The organism is Psychrobacter sp. Choline-02u-9, from assembly GCF_002836505.1.
In the GTDB taxonomy this organism is placed as follows: domain Bacteria; phylum Pseudomonadota; class Gammaproteobacteria; order Pseudomonadales; family Moraxellaceae; genus Psychrobacter.
In genome coordinates this window covers 45,541-63,170 of record NZ_PJBF01000049.1, presented here as the reverse complement: position 1 = coordinate 63,170, position 17,630 = coordinate 45,541, and the positions used below count along the sequence as shown (strand labels likewise).

Sequence of the window (17,630 nt, the reverse complement as noted above, 5' to 3'; positions counted from 1 at the left end):
TCTCTTATAACTCTTATAAGAAGTGACAAAGTCTTTTTATTTCTAAATTCTCAGTGGAACAAATATGATGCTGCTACCAGAAAGACGAGCGCAAATTGTACTGATCGTACATTAAGCGAGTCTGACGCCGTAGCAAGTCATTATTTAGTCTACTACTTACTTAGGATGTACCATATCAGCAGGAATGACCCACTCATCAAACTGCGTTTCAGTTAATAGCTCTAGCTCAACCGCCACTTGCTTCAAGGTTTTGTTTTCTTTATAAGCAGTCTTAGCGATTTTCGCAGCATTTTCATAACCAACATGACGGTTCAATGACGTTACTAGCATCAATGAATTGTGCAAGAAGTCATCGATTTTGCCTTTTACTGGCTCAATACCAACGGCACAGTTTTCGTTGAAGCTGTTGCAAGCATCGCCAAGTAGCTTGATAGATTGCAATAAGTTAAAGGCGATCACTGGCTTATACACGTTTAGCTCAAAGTTACCTGATGCGCCAGCCATGCTGATCGTCGTGTCGTTACCCATGACCTGAGCGACAACCATCGTCATTGCTTCTGACTGCGTTGGGTTTACTTTGCCTGGCATGATAGAAGAGCCTGGCTCATTTTCAGGAATCGTCAACTCACCCAAACCACAACGAGGACCTGAGGCGAGCCAGCGTACGTCGTTAGCGATTTTGTTTAAGCTAGCTGCTAGAGTTTTGAGTGCGCCTGACGCAAATACTTCAGCATCACGAGCGGCTAGTGCTTCGAATTTGTTTGGTGACGTAACGAATGGCAAGCCAGTCAAAGTCGCTAGTTGCTCAGCTGATTTTACTGCATAGTCAGGATGGGCGTTTAGACCAGTACCAACCGCAGTGCCGCCTAGTGGCAATTCATATAGACCTTGTAGCGCGTTGTCGATACGTACTAACGCGTGGTCAAGTTGGCTCACATAGCCGCTGAACTCTTGGCCTAAGGTCAAAGGCGTCGCGTCTTGTAAATGCGTACGACCGATTTTTACGATGCTATCGAATTCTTTGGCTTTTGCAGATAGCGTATCGCGTAGTGCTTTTACTGCTGGAATCAATAAGCTGTTAATTTGACGCGCAGCTGCCACACGAATCGCCGTTGGGAAGCTGTCGTTGGTAGACTGTGCATGGTTTACATGGTCATTTGGGTGAATTGGCGTGTAGCTGCCACGCTCAGAACCAGCGATTTCGTTAGCACGGTTGGCCAATACTTCGTTCATGTTCATGTTTGACTGAGTGCCAGAACCTGTCTGCCATACAACCAATGGGAACTGATCAACCAGACCACCATTGATGATTTCGTCAGCGGCTTGTACGATAAGATCACGCTTGTCGTCTTCGATACGCTCTAGGCTTGCATTGGTAATCGCAGCGGCTTTTTTGACCAGTGCCATCGCTTCAATCATCGGACGCGGCAATGTCTCGCCACCGATTTTGAAGTTTTCGCGGCTACGCTGGGTTTGTGCACCCCAATAGGCATCAGCTGGGACTTCTACGTTACCCATGGTGTCTTTTTCGGTACGAGTTGCCTGATTCTGTGTCGACATAACTACCCTCTTTGATGGTTTGTTGTTTTATGACTGCTCTAAAAAATGCAACATCTGCTGCACATAAAGGAGAATACGATATAAAGTGGCGTTATGATAGCATGACTAGGACGTGTTGAATATTCACAAATAGCCTTGAGCGATGCCTAAAAACGAATGTCTAAAAACGCCTGTCACCACCAATCTGATACTTCATTGGATAAGATACCTATGCACTCTAAAACTATGCCCACTGAGCCAAAAACTTTTAACTCACAAGAACCCACACTAAGTAACCCACCTAGACGACACTTTACTCGCCAACGCCGTCAGTTGAGCGATGGAGAACGTAGACAACTTGCTCAGTCTGCAAGCTTACATTTGACCAAACTACAGCAGCGATTGCCTACACATGCACGCATTGGGCTTTATTATGATGGATTTGGTGAGCTACCTACTCAGCTAATATTAGACTGGTGTCAACGCTTAGGCTATTTACCTTATTTACCAGTTGTTGGTTCACTTAGCCGTACTAGCAATGGTAATGATAATAAACGCCTGCGCTTCGTACCTGTTTATCATTCAAAACTGGTCAATGTCCCCACTCGCACTCATCAATTAGGCATGAAACAGAACCACAGCCGCGCTCTGCTATGGGCGACAGAGTTAGATGTGATTATCTGTCCACTAGTGGCGGTCGATCTAAATGGTAACCGTATGGGCATGGGTGGCGGGTTCTATGATACGACGCTTGGGAAAAGCTATCGGTCGGGCGCTAAAAAGCCATTAAAAATTGGCTGGTGTTATGACTTTCAAGTGGTTGAGCAATTAGAGCGCCAACCGTGGGATGTGCCATTAGATGGCTTAATTACGCCAAGCGGCATAAGGTGGTTTTAATGAAAGACGATAAACAATTTGAAAAAGACTCTAGCGCTGCTGATTCCAGTGCAGACAGTGTGGATGAATATTTGCAATCATTAGGCAATGAGGACGCTAGAGAGCAACGCTACTACAGTCAAGAGCAACCGTTTAGCGCTGATGAGATGACACGGCTCGTCAATGAAGAACGCTTAAACGAACTACTGGCGCAAAGCGATGCGTTTTTGAATGGTTTAAGTGACGAGTTGAGAGATTTCGATGAATAACACATATATAACTGATAGAGCACAATTTGAAGAAACGCGGTTATAGAGTGGTTTGATTTGATCGACGCTTGCTTTTTATTGCCAAACTATTGTTTCCACATGGCCTATAAACTATACTTATCGCAAATAATTATTATTACAGTATAGGTCGTTGATCGTGGACAAAGTAAAAAAAGAGTTTATGTCGCCCTCTTCGCTACAAGTTTGTTTTTATCTGTTCGTGCTATTACTCTTGGCCACGCCTTCGGCTTATATTTATGATTACAACGGCTTTGATTTTGCTGAACTAAGAACCTTTTTGCTAGCGCTTGCAGCATTTTATACCTTCGCGCTTAGCACCCATATTGAAATACGTCATATAAAGCCCTCTAGCAGCACATCTTTTCTACGTTTTTTGGTTCCTATATCTCAATGCTTTTCTTTTATTCTGCTGTCTTTGTTTGCGTTGGCTATTGTTGAATACATCAATGGCGATTTGAGACTAGATCATGTTTATGACCCCTTCATTACGCTGTTTTTCGTATATCTGTTGCGCAAAAATATAGAAAGTATAAAGCAAGATATCGGTACTTAAGAGAACCGTTTAATTTAATTACTCTAACAGTCCTATAACTAATGCAAAAAAAGACGCTTACCGATAAGCGTCTTTTTTGTTGGGTACTTGGATTGATTTAAAGGGCTGACCAAATCACCTACAACACCATCGCTGCAATCCAACCAAAGGCCAGTAGCGGAATATTGTAATGCAAGAATGTCGGTATCACACTGTCTTTGATATGGTCATGCTGACCGTCGATATTTAGACCAGAGGTTGGCCCCAATGTAGAATCTGACGCAGGCGAACCCGCATCCCCAAGTGCGCCAGCCGTACCGATAATCGCCACAGTAGCCAACGGCGAGAACCCTAGAGAGATACACAGCGGCACATAAATTGCGGCCAAAATAGGAATGGTTGAGAATGACGAACCAATACCCATGGTCACAATCAAACCAATCAATAGCATAATAAATGCCGCCATTGCTTTGTTACCAGCGAATAGTGAGGCTGCGCCATCGACCAATGGTTGAATCTGCTCAGTGGCTTTCATGACTTCAGCGAAGCCCTGCGCGGTAATCATAATAAAGCCAATCATCGCCATCAGTTTGATACCGTCATTAAAGACGCCATCAGCATCACGCCACTTCACCACGCCGGTCGCCATAAACACACCAAAGCCAAACATTGAGCCAAGTAGTAGCGAATCAGTATATAACTGCACCACAAAAGCCGTCACGATAGCAGCCAGTGCAACCAGTGTCTTTAGCTTGCTTTGCGACTGTGCGCCAGCGGCAGTTTTGCTTAATGCATCACCTTCTACGACGGCATCATGCGCTTGCTGGTCTATCGCAATCTGCTGATACGCGCGTGGCTTACGGTAGCTAATAAATACAGCAACCAGCAGACCAATTAGCATACCCAATGCAGGAATCGCCATGGCCTGCACCACAGAAATATTAGCAACATCAATGCCCGCCTCACCCACGTTTTTTAGCATAATCTGATTCAGATAAATATCACCAAAACCATAAGGAATAAACATATAGGTGGTGACCAGTCCAAACGTAATCAGACAAGCAATTAGGCGTCTATCAATCTGCATGCGATTGAATGCTAACAGTAGTGGCGGTACCAGTAGCGGAATAAAGGCAATATGAATAGGGATTAAGTTTTGGCTAAAGCAGCTCATGGTAATGAGGCCTGCAAACAGCATGTACTTAATCATGCCACTCGTACCCGCAGCATCAATACGTTTGATGACCGCGCCTGCCAACGATTGCGGTAAGCCCGAATGAGCAATCGCTACCGCAAACGCCCCAAGCAGTGCATACGACAACGCAATCTCTGCGCCATTACGGATGCCTTCTTGAAAAGCATTGAGCGTATCAGTAATACCAAGCCCTGCTAGCAGTCCACCTGCCAGCGCGCCGATTAATAAACTGAGCACCACGTGCACTCGCGAAAGTGACAGTCCTAGCATGATAATAACTGCTAGCAATACTGCATTGATGGCCATGTGTTGCCCCTTGTTCTTTATACTTTGGTCGTATTGAGACCTATGAATATTGAGACTAATGAATATCGCCCTGTTGTCTGAAACGTCTCAATATGAGAGCCTGTTTTAGACGCGCGCCAGTTTACCTTATTTTGGGTATAAAGCCTACGCATAGAACCGATTAGACATCAATACAGTCAGCCAAATACCACCTATACATCTAAACCCTCTTCTATAATTCCTAACTGTCTTTATCATTCATAGACCCGTCATACTATTGACGATATATCATTACCGACACATCGTTGATAACATCGATAACATTGTTTACTGAGCACTCAGATAACTATTTAACAAAGATAAGCAGACGACTTCACCATTCAGCCTTGCAATTTTTTTCGTGAGCACCATTTATCTAAACATGAACCACGAACTTGACTTTACAAGTCTGGGGAACGAGGAAAAACATATGAGTGAACATAATATTGATAAAGACAACATCGACATCGATGTATCATCTGCCCTTAACACTGACACGACGTCTGATGCAAATACTGACACTGACGCTAACATCAGTGCTGATGCGAACAATGAGACAGAAAGCGCATCTACGGATGCGTTAAATGCCTCATCCAACACTGTCAAAGACAATGAAGATGAAAGCTATCTGCCACTGCTAGCATTACGCGACGTTGTCGTCTATCCACATATGCAGATTGCATTGTTTGTGGGACGCGCACCATCGGTGAAAGCGGTTGAGTTGGCACAGGCTGAGTATGGCAACAAAGTACTGGTAGTCGCGCAAAAAGACTCACTGACCGAAGATATTGACCAAGATAACTTGTATCAGTACGGTACGGTGTGCCGCATCGTCAGCACCATGCCACATGACAGCGATGAGAACTGCATTAAAGTATTGATCGAAGGTCAATACCGCGCTCGTGTTGACAATATAGAAGGTCATGATGATTTATTAATGGCGAGATTTGAACGTGCCGACCTCGATGTCAGCATGGATGAGAGCCAACAGAAAAATACCATTCAAGCGTTAACCACATTATTCGAAAGCTATGCAGATGCGCGACTTCGCAATGCACGTGAGCTGACTCGTGTGGCTAAGCGTATCGACGACTTGCTTGAGTTGGTTTATTTCATCTCAACTCGTGTGTCGATGGACCTTGATATCAAACAGTCTTTCCTAGAAGAAGACGATATCAAAACGCATATCAACACTTTGACTGAATATTTAGTCAAGCAAAGTGCTGAGCAAAACATCGAGCAGGACATCCAAGATGCTGTCCGTCAGCAAATGGAAGACAATCAGCGCGAATACTTCTTAAATGAGAAGATGAAAGCCATTAAAAATGAGCTGTCAGATATGAATGACGGCGCGTTCGATGGTGAAGATGATGTGGCTGAGCTAGAGCAGCGCTTAGAAGATGCTGACTTGCCAGAAGACGTGCGCAAAAAAGCGGAGCAAGAGTTCAAAAAGCTCAAAATGATGCCACCTGCGTCAAGTGAATCATCAGTGGTACGCAACTATATTGAATGGATTTTGGACACGCCGTGGAATGCGACGACCAAAGTCTCGATCAATTTAGACAAAGCCAAAACAGTATTAGACGAAGATCATTATGGCTTGCAAGATGTGAAAGACCGCATCTTAGAGTACCTCGCCGTGCAATCACGCGTGAAGAAACTTCGTGGCCCGATTCTATGTCTCGTCGGTCCTCCAGGTGTTGGTAAAACCTCATTGGGTGAATCAATTGCCCGTGCCACTGGTCGTAAGTTTGTGCGTATGGCCCTTGGCGGCGTACGTGATGAAGCAGAGATTCGTGGTCATCGCCGTACCTATATCGGTGCGATGCCGGGTAAAATCGTTCAATCACTTGCAAAAGTAGAAGTCAAAAACCCGCTGTTCCTATTGGATGAAATCGATAAGATGGCGCAAGACTTCCGCGGTGATCCAGCATCAGCGTTGCTTGAAGTATTGGATCCATCACAGAATGACACGTTTAACGACCATTATTTAGATATGGACTTAGATTTGTCGCAAGTGATGTTTATCTGTACTGCCAACAGCATGGATATTCCACCTGCACTGCTTGACCGCATGGAAGTTATTCGCTTACCGGGTTATACCGAAGAAGAAAAGGTCAATATCGCACAGAAATACCTAGTGCCAAAAGCGATTAAGCAAAATGGTCTCAAAGAAGGTGAAATTGAGATTGTTGAAGCAGCATTGCACAGTATCGTACGTAGCTATACGCGTGAAGCAGGTGTGCGTAACCTTGAGCGTGAAGTGAACAAAATCTGCCGTAAAGTGGTTCGCGGTTCGGTTGAAACTCATGGTGCTCGCGCTCCGAAAAAAGCAGAGCGTCAGCTAGTGACAGTCGATGACAAGAACATCGATGACTATCTAGGTGTGCATCAGTATGACTACGGTCTGGCTGAAGAAGAGCCTGAGATTGGTCGTATTACTGGTCTTGCATGGACTCAGGTCGGCGGTGAGTTATTGACCATCGAAGCGGTCGGTATGAAAGGTAAAGGCGAGCTTAGCTTTACCGGTTCACTCGGCGATGTAATGAAAGAGTCGATTCGCGCAGCCATGAGCGTGGTTCGTGCTCGCGGTGACAGCTTAGGTATCGACTACGAGACATTTAAAACAACAGACGTCCATGTCCATATGCCAGAAGGTGCCACGCCAAAAGACGGCCCATCTGCTGGTGGTGCACTGACGACAGCGCTCGTCTCTGCGTTGACAGGTATTGCTATTCGTCCAGATATTGCGATGACAGGTGAGATTACCTTACGCGGTAAAATCCTACGTATCGGCGGCCTTAAAGAGAAGTTGCTTGCGGCACATCGCGGTGGTATCAAGCACGTATTGATTCCAGCGACCAATGAGCGTGATTTGGCGGATATCCCTGATAACGTGAAAGAAGGCTTAACCATTCAACCAGTCGCGACGATTGAGGAAATCTTAAAGGTTGCTTTGGTGAGTATGCCAACACCAATTAAGCCTGCCAAAGTGACTGTTGATAAAACCTCTGGTAAAGCACTGCACAATTAATTGACCCTTTATTAAGCCAGTTCTATAGATTAGGAAGCCGCTTATCACAATGATGGGCGGCTTTTTTATGCCTGTTTGTTATTCATTTGCTTGCAGTTCATAGCCTTCTTAGTAGGTTTCTCACGCATTTAAAGCCATTTAATTTTGAAAATCATTTATCTTAGTTCGTTTTTCAAACCCATACGTTACTTACATTTATTAACTGATTGTTGCGCATTTGATGAATAACTATAGAGTTAGCTTGGCTATACTGACTCCGATGTTAACGAATATTGACACCGATTTTTATAGAACAATAACGATAGATATTCGTGGCTTTAATGAAGACTAAAAATAACAACTCAAACAATTGGAGATAATAATGAATAAGACATTACTTGCAAGTACCTTATTATGCGGTTCAGCGTTAGCAATGACTGGTTGCCAAACCGTAGAAAGTCAAATGCAAACGGGTAACCCTTTAGCACAACCGACGCTAAAATCAACTATACAAACAGTAGATGGCAAGAAGAAAGAAGTTGGTCAAGTTTTCTTACGCCCAGTTGATGGTGGCGTCCAAGTTTACGGTAAACTCACTAACCTACAGCCAGGCAGAACTGTCTCATTACATATCCACGAAACAGGCAGCTGTGACGTTATGGGTAAAGCGGCAGGCGGTCACTTCAACCCAGATAACAAGCCACACTCTAATCCAGATGATATGAATGGCCATGCTGGTGACTTGCCAAACTTAACTGCTAATGAAGATGGTGTTGCTACTATTAACTATGTGAATAAGAAAATCGCAGCGACTGAAGCAGGTAAATATAGCGTAAATCGTTTGGCCTTTATCGTACATGCTGGCGTTGACGACTATACCAGTCAGCCTTCAGGTAATGCAGGCGATCGTATTGGTTGCGGTATCATCGTAAAAAACTAATACTGTCCTAATTTATGAACTTAGACTAGGTTTGTAAACGTAAAATAGTTTGAAAGAAATAGCTTAAAAGAAATATTATAAGCACAAAAAAACCCTCTTAAATTATAAGAGGGTTTTTTATTGGAAGTAACTATTAGGTTTGTTTAAGCCAATATAAGAAAGACCAATGCAAATTGTACCTGTAGTACATTAAATGAGTCTGACGCTATAAAAGCACTATATTGGATGTAACAATATTTACTCCTCTACCCATTCACCTTTACGCCAGTAAACACCCCAACGTGTGGCCTTGCCGTTTTTCTCAGAGCCGATATACTGCTCTTTTTTCTTACGTGACCAGCGCAAGATGGTTGGGTTACCTTCAGGATCTTCATCTGGTCCTGCAAACAGATACTGGAACTTGTCCTCCATCTTGTCTTTAATTTCTCGTAGCTCAGCGAGCTTTGGTGGACGCGTTTCTCTAACCTTTGGAAACTTAGAGGCCGCGAGAAACATACCAGCCGCGCCTTCACGCAAAATGAAGTAATCATCATGCTTGGTCGATTTTAGCTCTGGTAGATGGATTGGATCCATACGTGGCGGCGCTGCTTCACCAGTTTTTAGTACCTTGCGCGTATTATCACAGTTTTGACAAGCAAAATACGGACCAAAGCGTCCTGTTTTAAGCTCCATCTGCCCATCGCACTTATTACAGTCAATAGTTGGTGCATCTGAGCCAGGAACTTCAAACTTGCCTTCTTCTAGGATATAACCATCGCAATCAGGGTTGTTACCGCAAATGTGTAGTTTGAGACCACCATCCACGATGTAACCATTCATCGCCGTGCCACATTTCGGGCAGCGTTTTTTCTCCATCAAATCTTTAACTTCTGCCGCTTCGTCATCACCTTCCGCATCATCTAGATTGGCGAATGCTTCAACTGGCATTAGATTTTTGGTGCCTTTACAACGCTCTTTTGGCGGTAGATTGTAGCCAGTACAGCCTAAGAATACACCTGTTGACCCTGTACGCAATTGCATCGGACGATCACAGATATCACAATGGACATCTGGCACGTCAGTTGGATCGTTTGGACGCATACCATCTTTTTCTTTGGCACGCTCTAGAGTGGTTTTGAACTCGCCATAGAAATTATCAAGCACATCTTTCCAGTCTTGCTCACCTTCTGCCACGTGATCGAGCTTGTCCTCTAACGCGGCGGTAAAGGTATAATCCATTAAGTCTGGGAAGCTAGCTGTCAATCTATCAGTGACGATATCACCCATTTTTTCGGCAAACAGACGCTTGTTTTCAAGCTTCACATAGCCGCGATCTTGAATGGTTGAGATAATGGATGCATAAGTCGATGGACGACCGATACCTTTTTTCTCAAGCTCTTTTACTAGACTGGCTTCAGTATAGCGAGGCGCAGGCTTAGTGAAGTGCTGACTCGGATCTAGCTTATCTAGGTTTAACTTATCGCCTTTTTTGACATCAGGCAGTAAGGTGTCGTCAGTCTTGGCCGGTGGCATCACTCTTGTGAAACCATCAAAAACCATGGTACGACCTCGGGCTTTTAACTCGATATCATCTGCGCCTACAAACAGGTTCACTGATAGATATTTGGCAGGTAACATCTGACACGCTACAAATTGACGCCAGATTAGCTCATATAGACGTATTGCATCACGCTCAACACCTTTGAGCTGTGTTGACTTCATATTGACATTAGAAGGACGAATCGCTTCATGCGCTTCTTGTGCGCCCTGCTTGTTACCATAGAAATTTGGTTTTTCTGGTACATATTTTGCACCATAGCTGTCTTCGATATGACCACGGACAGCAGCAAGCGCGTCGCCTGATAAGAACGTCGAATCAGTACGCATATAAGTAATATGACCCGCTTCGTATAGACGCTGCGCTAAAATCATGGTTTTCTTAACAGAGAATCCTAAGCGCGTGCTGGCAGCCTGTTGCAAGGTCGAAGTAATAAATGGTGCGCTTGGACGTGATTGCGTTGGTTTTTCTTCACGCTCTTTAACGATAAAGTCGCTTACCTTGAGCACCTCTAACACTTTATCGGTCTGCTCTTTATTACCAAGTTTTAAAGTTTTACCGCCTTGTTTGGTCGCCTCTAAACGGATACCGACTTGCTCAGCGTCTTTTTTTCCATTAGCAATGTGCGTATCAGCATGAATCTGCCAGTACTCTTCTGGAATGAATGCGCGAATCTCATGCTCACGCTCGACGACCAAGCGCATGGCAACTGACTGTACACGGCCTGCAGATAGCCCGCGAGCTATTTTTTGCCATAATAATGGCGATACCATAAAGCCGACAACACGGTCCAAGAACCGACGCGCTTGTTGCGCGTTCACGCGGTCAATATCTAATTTCGAAGGCTGCTTAAACGCACTTTGAATAGCTGACTTGGTAATCTCGTTAAAGACCACACGTTGATACTTGCTATCAGGGCCACCGATGACTTCTTTTAGATGCCAAGCAATTGCTTCCCCTTCTCTATCCATATCCGTTGCTAGATAGATTTTGTCAGCGTCTTTGGCTAATGCTTTAAGCTCTTTGATGACTTTGGTTTTGTTTGGCAGTACTTCATAGACTGCCGCCCAATCATGCTCTGGATCTACACCCATGCGGCGTACCAGTGCTTGCTGCGCTTTTTCTTCTTTGGTCAGACTGTCATCTTTTTTAGCGGTCGTGGCTTTCTTTGCACTTTTGCTCGCACTGACCGGCAAATCACGGACGTGACCGATACTTGAGCGTACGATAAAGTCATCACCAAGGTATTTATTAATCGTTTTTGCCTTGGCTGGTGATTCTACAATCACCAAAGACTTACCCTTTGGGCTGTCAGCAGCTGGTGCTGGACTTTTTTTGGTTGTGGTTTTTGCCATGTTTGACGACACCATAATATAAGTAAATTAAAAGTAAGGTTAAATTCAGCAGCACGGCAATTTATGGAAGCTAATACTCATGGTTTGACCATGGTTCAGCTATTTATAGTAATAATCGCTGCTGATAAAAAAGGTTATAAAACAAATAATAACCATAAAATAAAGATATAGTTATAAAGACGTTACACTGCTAAGCGTTAAACTGTCAACTTTAAATAATTTAAATATGACAAACTGCTTGCATATTGCCCTTTAATGGAGACGAAAAAACGCTTTACTAGGTTTATGCTTGTTTTTGCATCTGTAGCGCCCACTTCTCAAGGTTTTCTTTGAGCACTAATAAGTCCGCTTCAATCCGTTTTTGATGGTACGTAGGATTAGATGCTGGACGTACATAAGCAATATCTTCCCAATAAATAATAATGCTATTGGCCTTGGTCAATAGACCTTTAACAAACGGCTCGATACTTACTGGCAGCTCCAACGGCACTTGATCCAAGCTAAAATCAGTCTTTTTGACTACTGGATTATTGCTGATTTGACTAGAACGAATCGCACTGGGAATAGTAAGCGTCTTATCATCTGTACTGGTATCAACAAAACTGCTGTCTGGTCGCCACTGTCCATCAATCACTTGATAACGGGTATGCGGCAGTTTAGTGTCTTCAAATATCAGGCAGTATTGTCCAAGCATACCGCGGCCATACTCATTATCACGGCCTTTGATCCAATCAGGGCACGAAACGAGTTTTGGATTGAGCTGTAAACGACGCGCGGTCATACGCAGCTTATCCAAACGCTGATCGATACCGTTCGGTTTGAGCGCCATCATACTCCCTAATACGAATAGTACAATGATAACGCCAATCAATGTTCCCATGATGGTCTGGCCTTTTGACTAAATGAAAAAGATACTAAGAGATATAGCGGTAAATATCGCTAATGAACCGTTATTTATAAATAGTACATATAGTTTTGCGATTAGTACGATAATAAACAACGATATATAAGGGCTTATAATGAGCACGAACCATTAAAAATCAAGCGTTGTCGTCCAATCGCGGTGCAACAGGTGCTTTTAAAGCATATGAAAATTTAGCAAGTTACGCTATTAAATCAATTGTTTAACGTATATAAACTTACCGAGTACAGTACGCTATAAAAACCAGATACTAAAAGTGGTCAGTTCAAAAAAGTGCTATGATAAACCATAATTTTAAACGCGCGCAGGTTTATTATGAATTATATTATTGAGTCAAACTCATCGGGCGCTTATCACGCTCGCAAGCTGACAAGTAAAGTCATGAGCAAAACAGGCATAAGCATATCGCTACTTGGCGCGGTCGTACTAACATTATCAGGCTGTGCCACGACTCAGAGCCTAACCCCGCAGCAATGTCAAAACAGTAACTGGCAAGAAGTCGGCTACGCTGATGGCTCGCAAGGACGTTCAGGTGCCTACTTCGGTCACTATACCAATAGCTGCGCTAGTATAGGCGGTGCTAGCCCTAACCGTATCCAATGGGAGCAAGGCCGTCAACAAGGTCTCAAAAACTATTGTACTGAATTGAATGCTTATAAGCTCGGTCGCGAAGGCTATGACTGGCAACCTGTTTGTCCGTTAGAAGGTATTGAGAAGTTAGAAGAAGCTTACTCTCAAGGGCGCTACTACTATATTCGCCAACGTGATCTCGACTACTTACGCTCACCTTACCCATTTGGCTACAGACATGCAGGTTTTGGTTACGGCTATCGTCCGTTTGGCTACGGCTGGTAAAAAAAGAAAACCTCACTAACGACTTAATTTGAGGTTTAAGTAGTTAATGAGGTTGGAGAAAATTTTATTATTTTAATTGTTTTTATTATAGCGGTTCTGGTTGTTTTACTGGTTGGGCTATTGGTTTATCTAGCCAGTTTTCTACTATAGGGCTAAACCTATTAGCACTGACTCACAGTGCTTAAACTATTCAATGCTTAAGCTTTTCAGTATTTAACTACTAAACTATTCATTCACAAATGCGATTTTGGTCAGTCCAGCGTTACTTGCCGCTGCTAAGACTTGAGCGACCGTATCGTACTTACCTTCTTTATCTGCACGTAACTGTACCGCTGGATTCTTACCCGTCGCGCCTTGTTGCTGCAAGCGTGTCTCTAATTCTTCCATGCTGATTGGGTCGCTATCCCAGAATATCCCCGCATCTTTATCAATACTGACTTGGATCGCTTCTGGCGGCGTCTCATTGAGCGCGGCACTGGTCTCTGGCAAATCTAAAGGCACCGTCGGATTCAGCACGGTCGCTGTCAATAAAAATATAATCATCAATACCAGCATGATATCGATAAGCGGAATGAGGTTCATCTCATCCATGCTTCGTACGTCATCATCACCCAATTGAAATGCCATAGTTACTCTCAATGCTTTTGGTTATTTTCACACAGCCAAGCCGTTTTTTGACGGTTTTTCGACTTGTCGTTTGAGCCTTTACAGACCTAGCGCTGGCAGATTTAATGCTTGCAAGATCAACACTATCTATAGCTGCTTTGGCACAGAATTACTGTAGTTATTGGTATGCTGAGTCTCGCTCGTCGTTGAACGACTGCTTGGTGCAGCGTGCACTTGTGAGGCGCTAGCAGCATGGCTCGCGGTTACCTTGGTAGTATCCACAAGACCCGTTGATTGCGCCAATAAATCATGCGCTCTATCGTTGGCTTGATACATTATGCGGCGATTGATACGTACTGCAAGGTTATAAAACACCACAGCTGGAATCGCTACTGCAATACCAAGACCTGTCATAATTAGAGCTTCACCGACTGGCCCTGCAACCTGCCCCAATCCTGCCTGACCACTCATACCGATATTGTGCAAGGCATGGAAAATACCCCATACCGTACCAAACAAGCCGATGAACGGTGCAATCGCTGCCGTCGTACCAAGAATCGGCAGACCGCGCTCACTAGCAAAGCGATAGCGACCGATATGCTTGAGCAAAGTCTGCTCAGTCACCAAGCGGCGAGTGGCAGCATCAGTACCAGCCAAGTCAGACTGTTTGGCTTGTAATTGCTGACTCAAATCATCTGCTACATTGGTCGCCAGCTTACGGCTTTGCAATACGCGGACGATACCTGTCACCCAAGAGAGAATAGATAACGCAAGCAACAAAAAGAACAACGTTTTTGTCACCATGTCGCTGATCTGCCAGTATTGCATAAAGTCCATGTCAGACTCCTTAATGTGTAATGCCATTACATGATACTGAGGTAAATATCATGTTTAGTTTTATAATGAAAAATGATTAATAAATACGTTGTTATAAAATGTGAGCTATCAAGGAACCGCGTAACTGATCGGTAGAGTTACATCACCTACCACGGGTACGCCATTCTTAGTAAAGGGTTTGAACTTGCCAGATCGAACTTGACGTCGGGCTTCTTTGTCTAGTAGCGGATTACCTGATGATTGAGCAACTCGCACGTTATCGATGCCGCCTTGTTTGTTGACTCGTAATACTAAGACAACGTTGAGCGTATCACCAGAACGAGCTCTACGTGCGGCGCGCTCAGGGAAACTAAAGTTTGGCGCAGATGCCCAGTTGGCTGAGCTAGCAGTAAAGCTCACAGGCTCATTACTCTGTGCTAAAGCAGCTGCTGCTTCTGCCTCAGCTCTTGCTTGTGCAGCGGCGGCCTCTGCGGCAGCCTTCGCCTGAACGGCAGCTTTGGCATCAGCAACCCTTTTGGCTTCTTGCTCTGCCCTAGCTTGTGCCTCTTGCTCAGACTTTTTGGCTTGTCGCTCTGATTCAGCTTGGGCAGCTGCTTGACGTTGTGCTTCAGCTGCTGAGTTATCAACCTTTGGTTTCGGTAGCGGCTCTTTTGGGGCTACTTTTTGACTGGTATCAGGACGAGGCTTTTCTGACGCTATCACAGGCGTCACTTTCGGCTCTGTATTTTTTACAACAGGCTCTTTTGGTTTTACGGGTGTCTCTGTTGGTTGTTTAACCGGCTCTTTAGGCTTTGGTTCAGGTTGCGGCGCTGGCTGAACTTGCACCTCAGGCTGTACTTCTTTTTTGGCTGTGACTGTTTGTTTTTCTACTTCAGTTGAGACCGTTTTTGCCGGTAATGACACAAACTTTATCTCAAGTGGTGACATCTCTTTTTTTGGCTCAGGTTTGAGTTCAGGCGTTTTTATTGCCACTAGTGCAATTGCGGCAAGCACATGGAGTCCTAGTACTGCAACAATAGCTAGCAATAACGACTTAAGTGGTGGCGCGTCTAAATCCGTTGAACTCATAACAGCCTAATGTTTATTACTCAGAGTAGAATGGCGTAGATAATAATGCAAACGATAATTATTATCAATAATAATTTACAATATTTTCGCTATTTAATACATCTCTGACACGTGACATTGCTTAGTAGCCTTATTTATCAGAACGCTTATTTCTATGAACGTTACCTACTTTTATACCTCACTACTATGAATCTTATCTTTACATCAAATGATACGTTGCGTTTAATATAACAAGTGCTGTTAATAAAAACCATTATCATTTATATTGATAATGAGTCTCAACTACTTTATTATAACCGCTGTATTGTCTACCCATACTATTTTTATAAAAACTATTCGTATAAAAAATTAGTGAGTGGTACTAGGGCGTGTCCTCATTTTAAAAATGGTGATAAAAATGAGATAAATTGCCGTCAAACGAGGAAAATAGTGCAGATAATATCGAGATATTGACCAACTATTTGACGATGTTTGGCAAAATTTAGCTGTTTTTAGCCCATTTAGAGGATACTCGTTTGAATTGAGGACACGCCCTAAGTAGACTATTTATTTTATGCTTTTTATCTCAAGCATCTTTCAGACTTAATATTTTTAGCGTTATTCATTTGCAATTATTTTAGACAATTGCTTAAACATTTTTTGATAAACCGAGTTCATTATGCCGACACCCTTATTATCTAGCAGATCTACCGCCTCTTTTTTCAAACGTCCATTACTGACTGCTGCCATGACAGTGTTATTAGCTACGGTAGTGGCAGGATGTAGCTCGCCTGAATCTAATGATTCTGAGCCAGCAGACGCCAAAACTGAAAACCCAACGGCTGATGAATCACAGAACGTTGCCAGTAATGACGCTGTATCTGCTGAGAAAATCATGGTCAATACCGTAAAAGGTGATGTTGAGCTGGCTATGAACCCATCGCCACTTGTCGTCTATGACATGACGTTGATGCAAGACTTGGCCGCGCTAGATGTGGCGGTCGATGGTATGCCTGGTGGTCTATTACTAAAGAACCTACATTCAGAAACACAGCCTGATCCAAAATCGGTAGGTACTGTATTTGAGCCAGATCTTGAAGCGTTGAATGCAATGCAGCCACAAGCTATTTTGGTTGGTTCACGCATGGCAGAAAAATACGACGAGCTATCAAGTATCGCGCCAACGTTAGACATGAGTATTGATACAGCTAACATTTATGAGTCAAGCAAGCAGCGCCTACATGATCTAGGTGCACTGTTTGGTAAAAGCGATCAGGCAGCTAAGCTACAACAAAATATCGATGGACTCATCACTGAGACTAAGAGTCTGACAGAAGAGAATAAAGGCACTGGCCTAGTCGTCATGGTCAATGGCAACAAAATGTCAGCCTATGGTGACAAGTCTCGCTATGGTTTTATTCATACCGTATTGGGTGTCCCAATGTCAGATGACAAAATTGCCGATGCGCCTCACGGTCAACCGATATCTTTTGAATACATTCAAAAAGCCAATCCAGATTGGTTATTTGTCATCGACCGTAGTGCCGCGATTGGTGAAGATGGTATTGGTGCCAAGGCCGTGTTAGACAATCCATTGGTTGCTCAAACCAATGCATGGAGCAAACAGCAAGTGGTCTATCTAAGTCCAGACTCTTACTTAGCATTTGGTGGCTACTATCAATGGATGCAGGATCTAACGACAATCAAAGATGCTTTTGCTAGTGCTAAATAACGTTGTTTTCTATGCAAACTATTGTTGCAC

At 43.7% G+C, this 17,630-nt stretch carries 14 protein-coding genes; 7 read left to right on the top strand and 7 right to left on the bottom strand.

All coding sequences use genetic code 11. The annotated features are described in order from the left end of the window. Positions 1–156: 156 nt before the first annotated feature. Positions 157–1,560 (bottom strand): class II fumarate hydratase, encoded by a 1,404-nt coding sequence (gene fumC / locus CXF69_RS07125; protein WP_102078772.1) that lies wholly within the window; start codon positions 1,558–1,560, stop codon positions 157–159. A 210-nt stretch (positions 1,561–1,770) separates the two neighbouring features. On the opposite strand from fumC, the gene CXF69_RS07120 reads away from it, so the two are divergent. The 3 genes from CXF69_RS07120 (at position 1,771) to CXF69_RS07110 (ending at position 3,258) form a co-directional block, all read left to right on the top strand. Further along, on the top strand, positions 1,771–2,436 hold the full coding sequence (locus tag CXF69_RS07120) for a 5-formyltetrahydrofolate cyclo-ligase (protein ID WP_228706749.1): 666 nt from the start codon (positions 1,771–1,773) through the stop codon (positions 2,434–2,436). Further along, positions 2,436–2,684: a hypothetical protein gene (locus tag CXF69_RS07115; protein ID WP_101205174.1), complete on the top strand. Its 249-nt coding sequence runs from the start codon at positions 2,436–2,438 to the stop codon at positions 2,682–2,684. The genes CXF69_RS07120 and CXF69_RS07115 overlap by 1 nt, the downstream gene beginning before the upstream one ends. A 157-nt stretch (positions 2,685–2,841) precedes the next feature. After that, entirely contained in the window at positions 2,842–3,258 is a 417-nt protein-coding gene (locus CXF69_RS07110) for a hypothetical protein (RefSeq protein ID WP_101205175.1), read from the top strand. A 118-nt stretch (positions 3,259–3,376) separates the two neighbouring features. Here the strand turns inward: CXF69_RS07110 and CXF69_RS07105 are convergent, their stop codons facing one another. Beyond that, positions 3,377–4,738, bottom strand: coding sequence for a Na+/H+ antiporter family protein (locus tag CXF69_RS07105; protein WP_101205176.1), 1,362 nt, complete (start codon positions 4,736–4,738; stop codon positions 3,377–3,379). Between the two features lie 448 nt (positions 4,739–5,186). Between CXF69_RS07105 and lon the strand changes: the two genes are divergently transcribed. Both lon and CXF69_RS07095 read left to right on the top strand, forming a co-directional pair. Beyond that, a complete protein-coding gene (lon, locus tag CXF69_RS07100) occupies positions 5,187–7,790 on the top strand; it encodes an endopeptidase La (protein ID WP_227522917.1) in 2,604 nt (867 codons plus the stop codon). A 361-nt stretch (positions 7,791–8,151) separates the two neighbouring features. Further along, the gene (locus CXF69_RS07095; RefSeq protein WP_057761216.1) at positions 8,152–8,709 is read left to right on the top strand and encodes a superoxide dismutase family protein; all 558 of its coding nucleotides are present in this window, start codon (positions 8,152–8,154) and stop codon (positions 8,707–8,709) included. A 237-nt stretch (positions 8,710–8,946) separates the two neighbouring features. Here CXF69_RS07095 and topA read toward each other — a convergent pair whose 3' ends face one another. Then, positions 8,947–11,601, bottom strand: a complete 2,655-nt coding sequence (gene topA, locus CXF69_RS07090; RefSeq protein ID WP_101205177.1) for a type I DNA topoisomerase — start codon at positions 11,599–11,601, stop codon at positions 8,947–8,949. A gap of 283 nt (positions 11,602–11,884) precedes the next feature. Continuing rightward, positions 11,885–12,481, bottom strand: coding sequence for a hypothetical protein (locus tag CXF69_RS07085; protein WP_101205178.1), 597 nt, complete (start codon positions 12,479–12,481; stop codon positions 11,885–11,887). A 357-nt stretch (positions 12,482–12,838) separates the two neighbouring features. Here CXF69_RS07085 and CXF69_RS07080 point away from each other — a divergent pair, with 357 nt between their 5' ends. Further along, positions 12,839–13,378 carry a DUF2799 domain-containing protein gene (locus tag CXF69_RS07080; RefSeq protein WP_227522918.1) on the top strand — a complete coding sequence of 180 codons (540 nt, stop codon included), beginning with the start codon at positions 12,839–12,841 and terminating at the stop codon, positions 13,376–13,378. A gap of 225 nt (positions 13,379–13,603) precedes the next feature. On the opposite strand, the gene CXF69_RS07075 is transcribed toward CXF69_RS07080, so the two are convergent. The 3 genes from CXF69_RS07075 to CXF69_RS07065 form a co-directional block, all read right to left on the bottom strand. Then, a complete protein-coding gene (locus CXF69_RS07075) occupies positions 13,604–14,005 on the bottom strand; it encodes an ExbD/TolR family protein (RefSeq protein ID WP_025651314.1) in 402 nt (133 codons plus the stop codon). Positions 14,006–14,131: 126 nt separating this feature from the next. Further along, entirely contained in the window at positions 14,132–14,821 is a 690-nt protein-coding gene (locus CXF69_RS07070) for a MotA/TolQ/ExbB proton channel family protein (RefSeq protein WP_101205179.1), read from the bottom strand. Positions 14,822–14,929: 108 nt separating this feature from the next. Continuing rightward, positions 14,930–15,889: an energy transducer TonB gene (locus tag CXF69_RS07065; protein WP_101205180.1), complete on the bottom strand. Its 960-nt coding sequence runs from the start codon at positions 15,887–15,889 to the stop codon at positions 14,930–14,932. A 658-nt stretch (positions 15,890–16,547) separates the two neighbouring features. On the opposite strand from CXF69_RS07065, the gene CXF69_RS07055 reads away from it, so the two are divergent. Next, positions 16,548–17,600, top strand: coding sequence for a siderophore ABC transporter substrate-binding protein (locus CXF69_RS07055; protein ID WP_101205182.1), 1,053 nt, complete (start codon positions 16,548–16,550; stop codon positions 17,598–17,600). Positions 17,601–17,630 lie beyond the last annotated feature (30 nt).

Bases quoted from the DNA above. Each gene is read 5' to 3' on its own strand.
- CXF69_RS07120 (WP_228706749.1), top strand. From the start codon at position 1,771: ATGCACTCTAAAACTATGCCCACTGAGCCAAAAACTTTTAACTCACAA.
- topA (WP_101205177.1), bottom strand. From the start codon at position 11,601: ATGGCAAAAACCACAACCAAAAAAAGTCCAGCACCAGCTGCTGACAGC.
- CXF69_RS07085 (WP_101205178.1), bottom strand. From the start codon at position 12,481: ATGGGAACATTGATTGGCGTTATCATTGTACTATTCGTATTAGGGAGT.
- CXF69_RS07115 (WP_101205174.1), top strand. From the start codon at position 2,436: ATGAAAGACGATAAACAATTTGAAAAAGACTCTAGCGCTGCTGATTCC.
- CXF69_RS07075 (WP_025651314.1), bottom strand. From the start codon at position 14,005: ATGGCATTTCAATTGGGTGATGATGACGTACGAAGCATGGATGAGATG.
- CXF69_RS07080 (WP_227522918.1), top strand. From the start codon at position 12,839: ATGAATTATATTATTGAGTCAAACTCATCGGGCGCTTATCACGCTCGC.
- CXF69_RS07055 (WP_101205182.1), top strand. From the start codon at position 16,548: ATGCCGACACCCTTATTATCTAGCAGATCTACCGCCTCTTTTTTCAAA.
- CXF69_RS07105 (WP_101205176.1), bottom strand. From the start codon at position 4,738: ATGGCCATCAATGCAGTATTGCTAGCAGTTATTATCATGCTAGGACTG.
- fumC (WP_102078772.1), bottom strand. From the start codon at position 1,560: ATGTCGACACAGAATCAGGCAACTCGTACCGAAAAAGACACCATGGGT.
- lon (WP_227522917.1), top strand. From the start codon at position 5,187: ATGAGTGAACATAATATTGATAAAGACAACATCGACATCGATGTATCA.
- CXF69_RS07065 (WP_101205180.1), bottom strand. From the start codon at position 15,889: ATGAGTTCAACGGATTTAGACGCGCCACCACTTAAGTCGTTATTGCTA.
- CXF69_RS07095 (WP_057761216.1), top strand. From the start codon at position 8,152: ATGAATAAGACATTACTTGCAAGTACCTTATTATGCGGTTCAGCGTTA.
- CXF69_RS07070 (WP_101205179.1), bottom strand. From the start codon at position 14,821: ATGGACTTTATGCAATACTGGCAGATCAGCGACATGGTGACAAAAACG.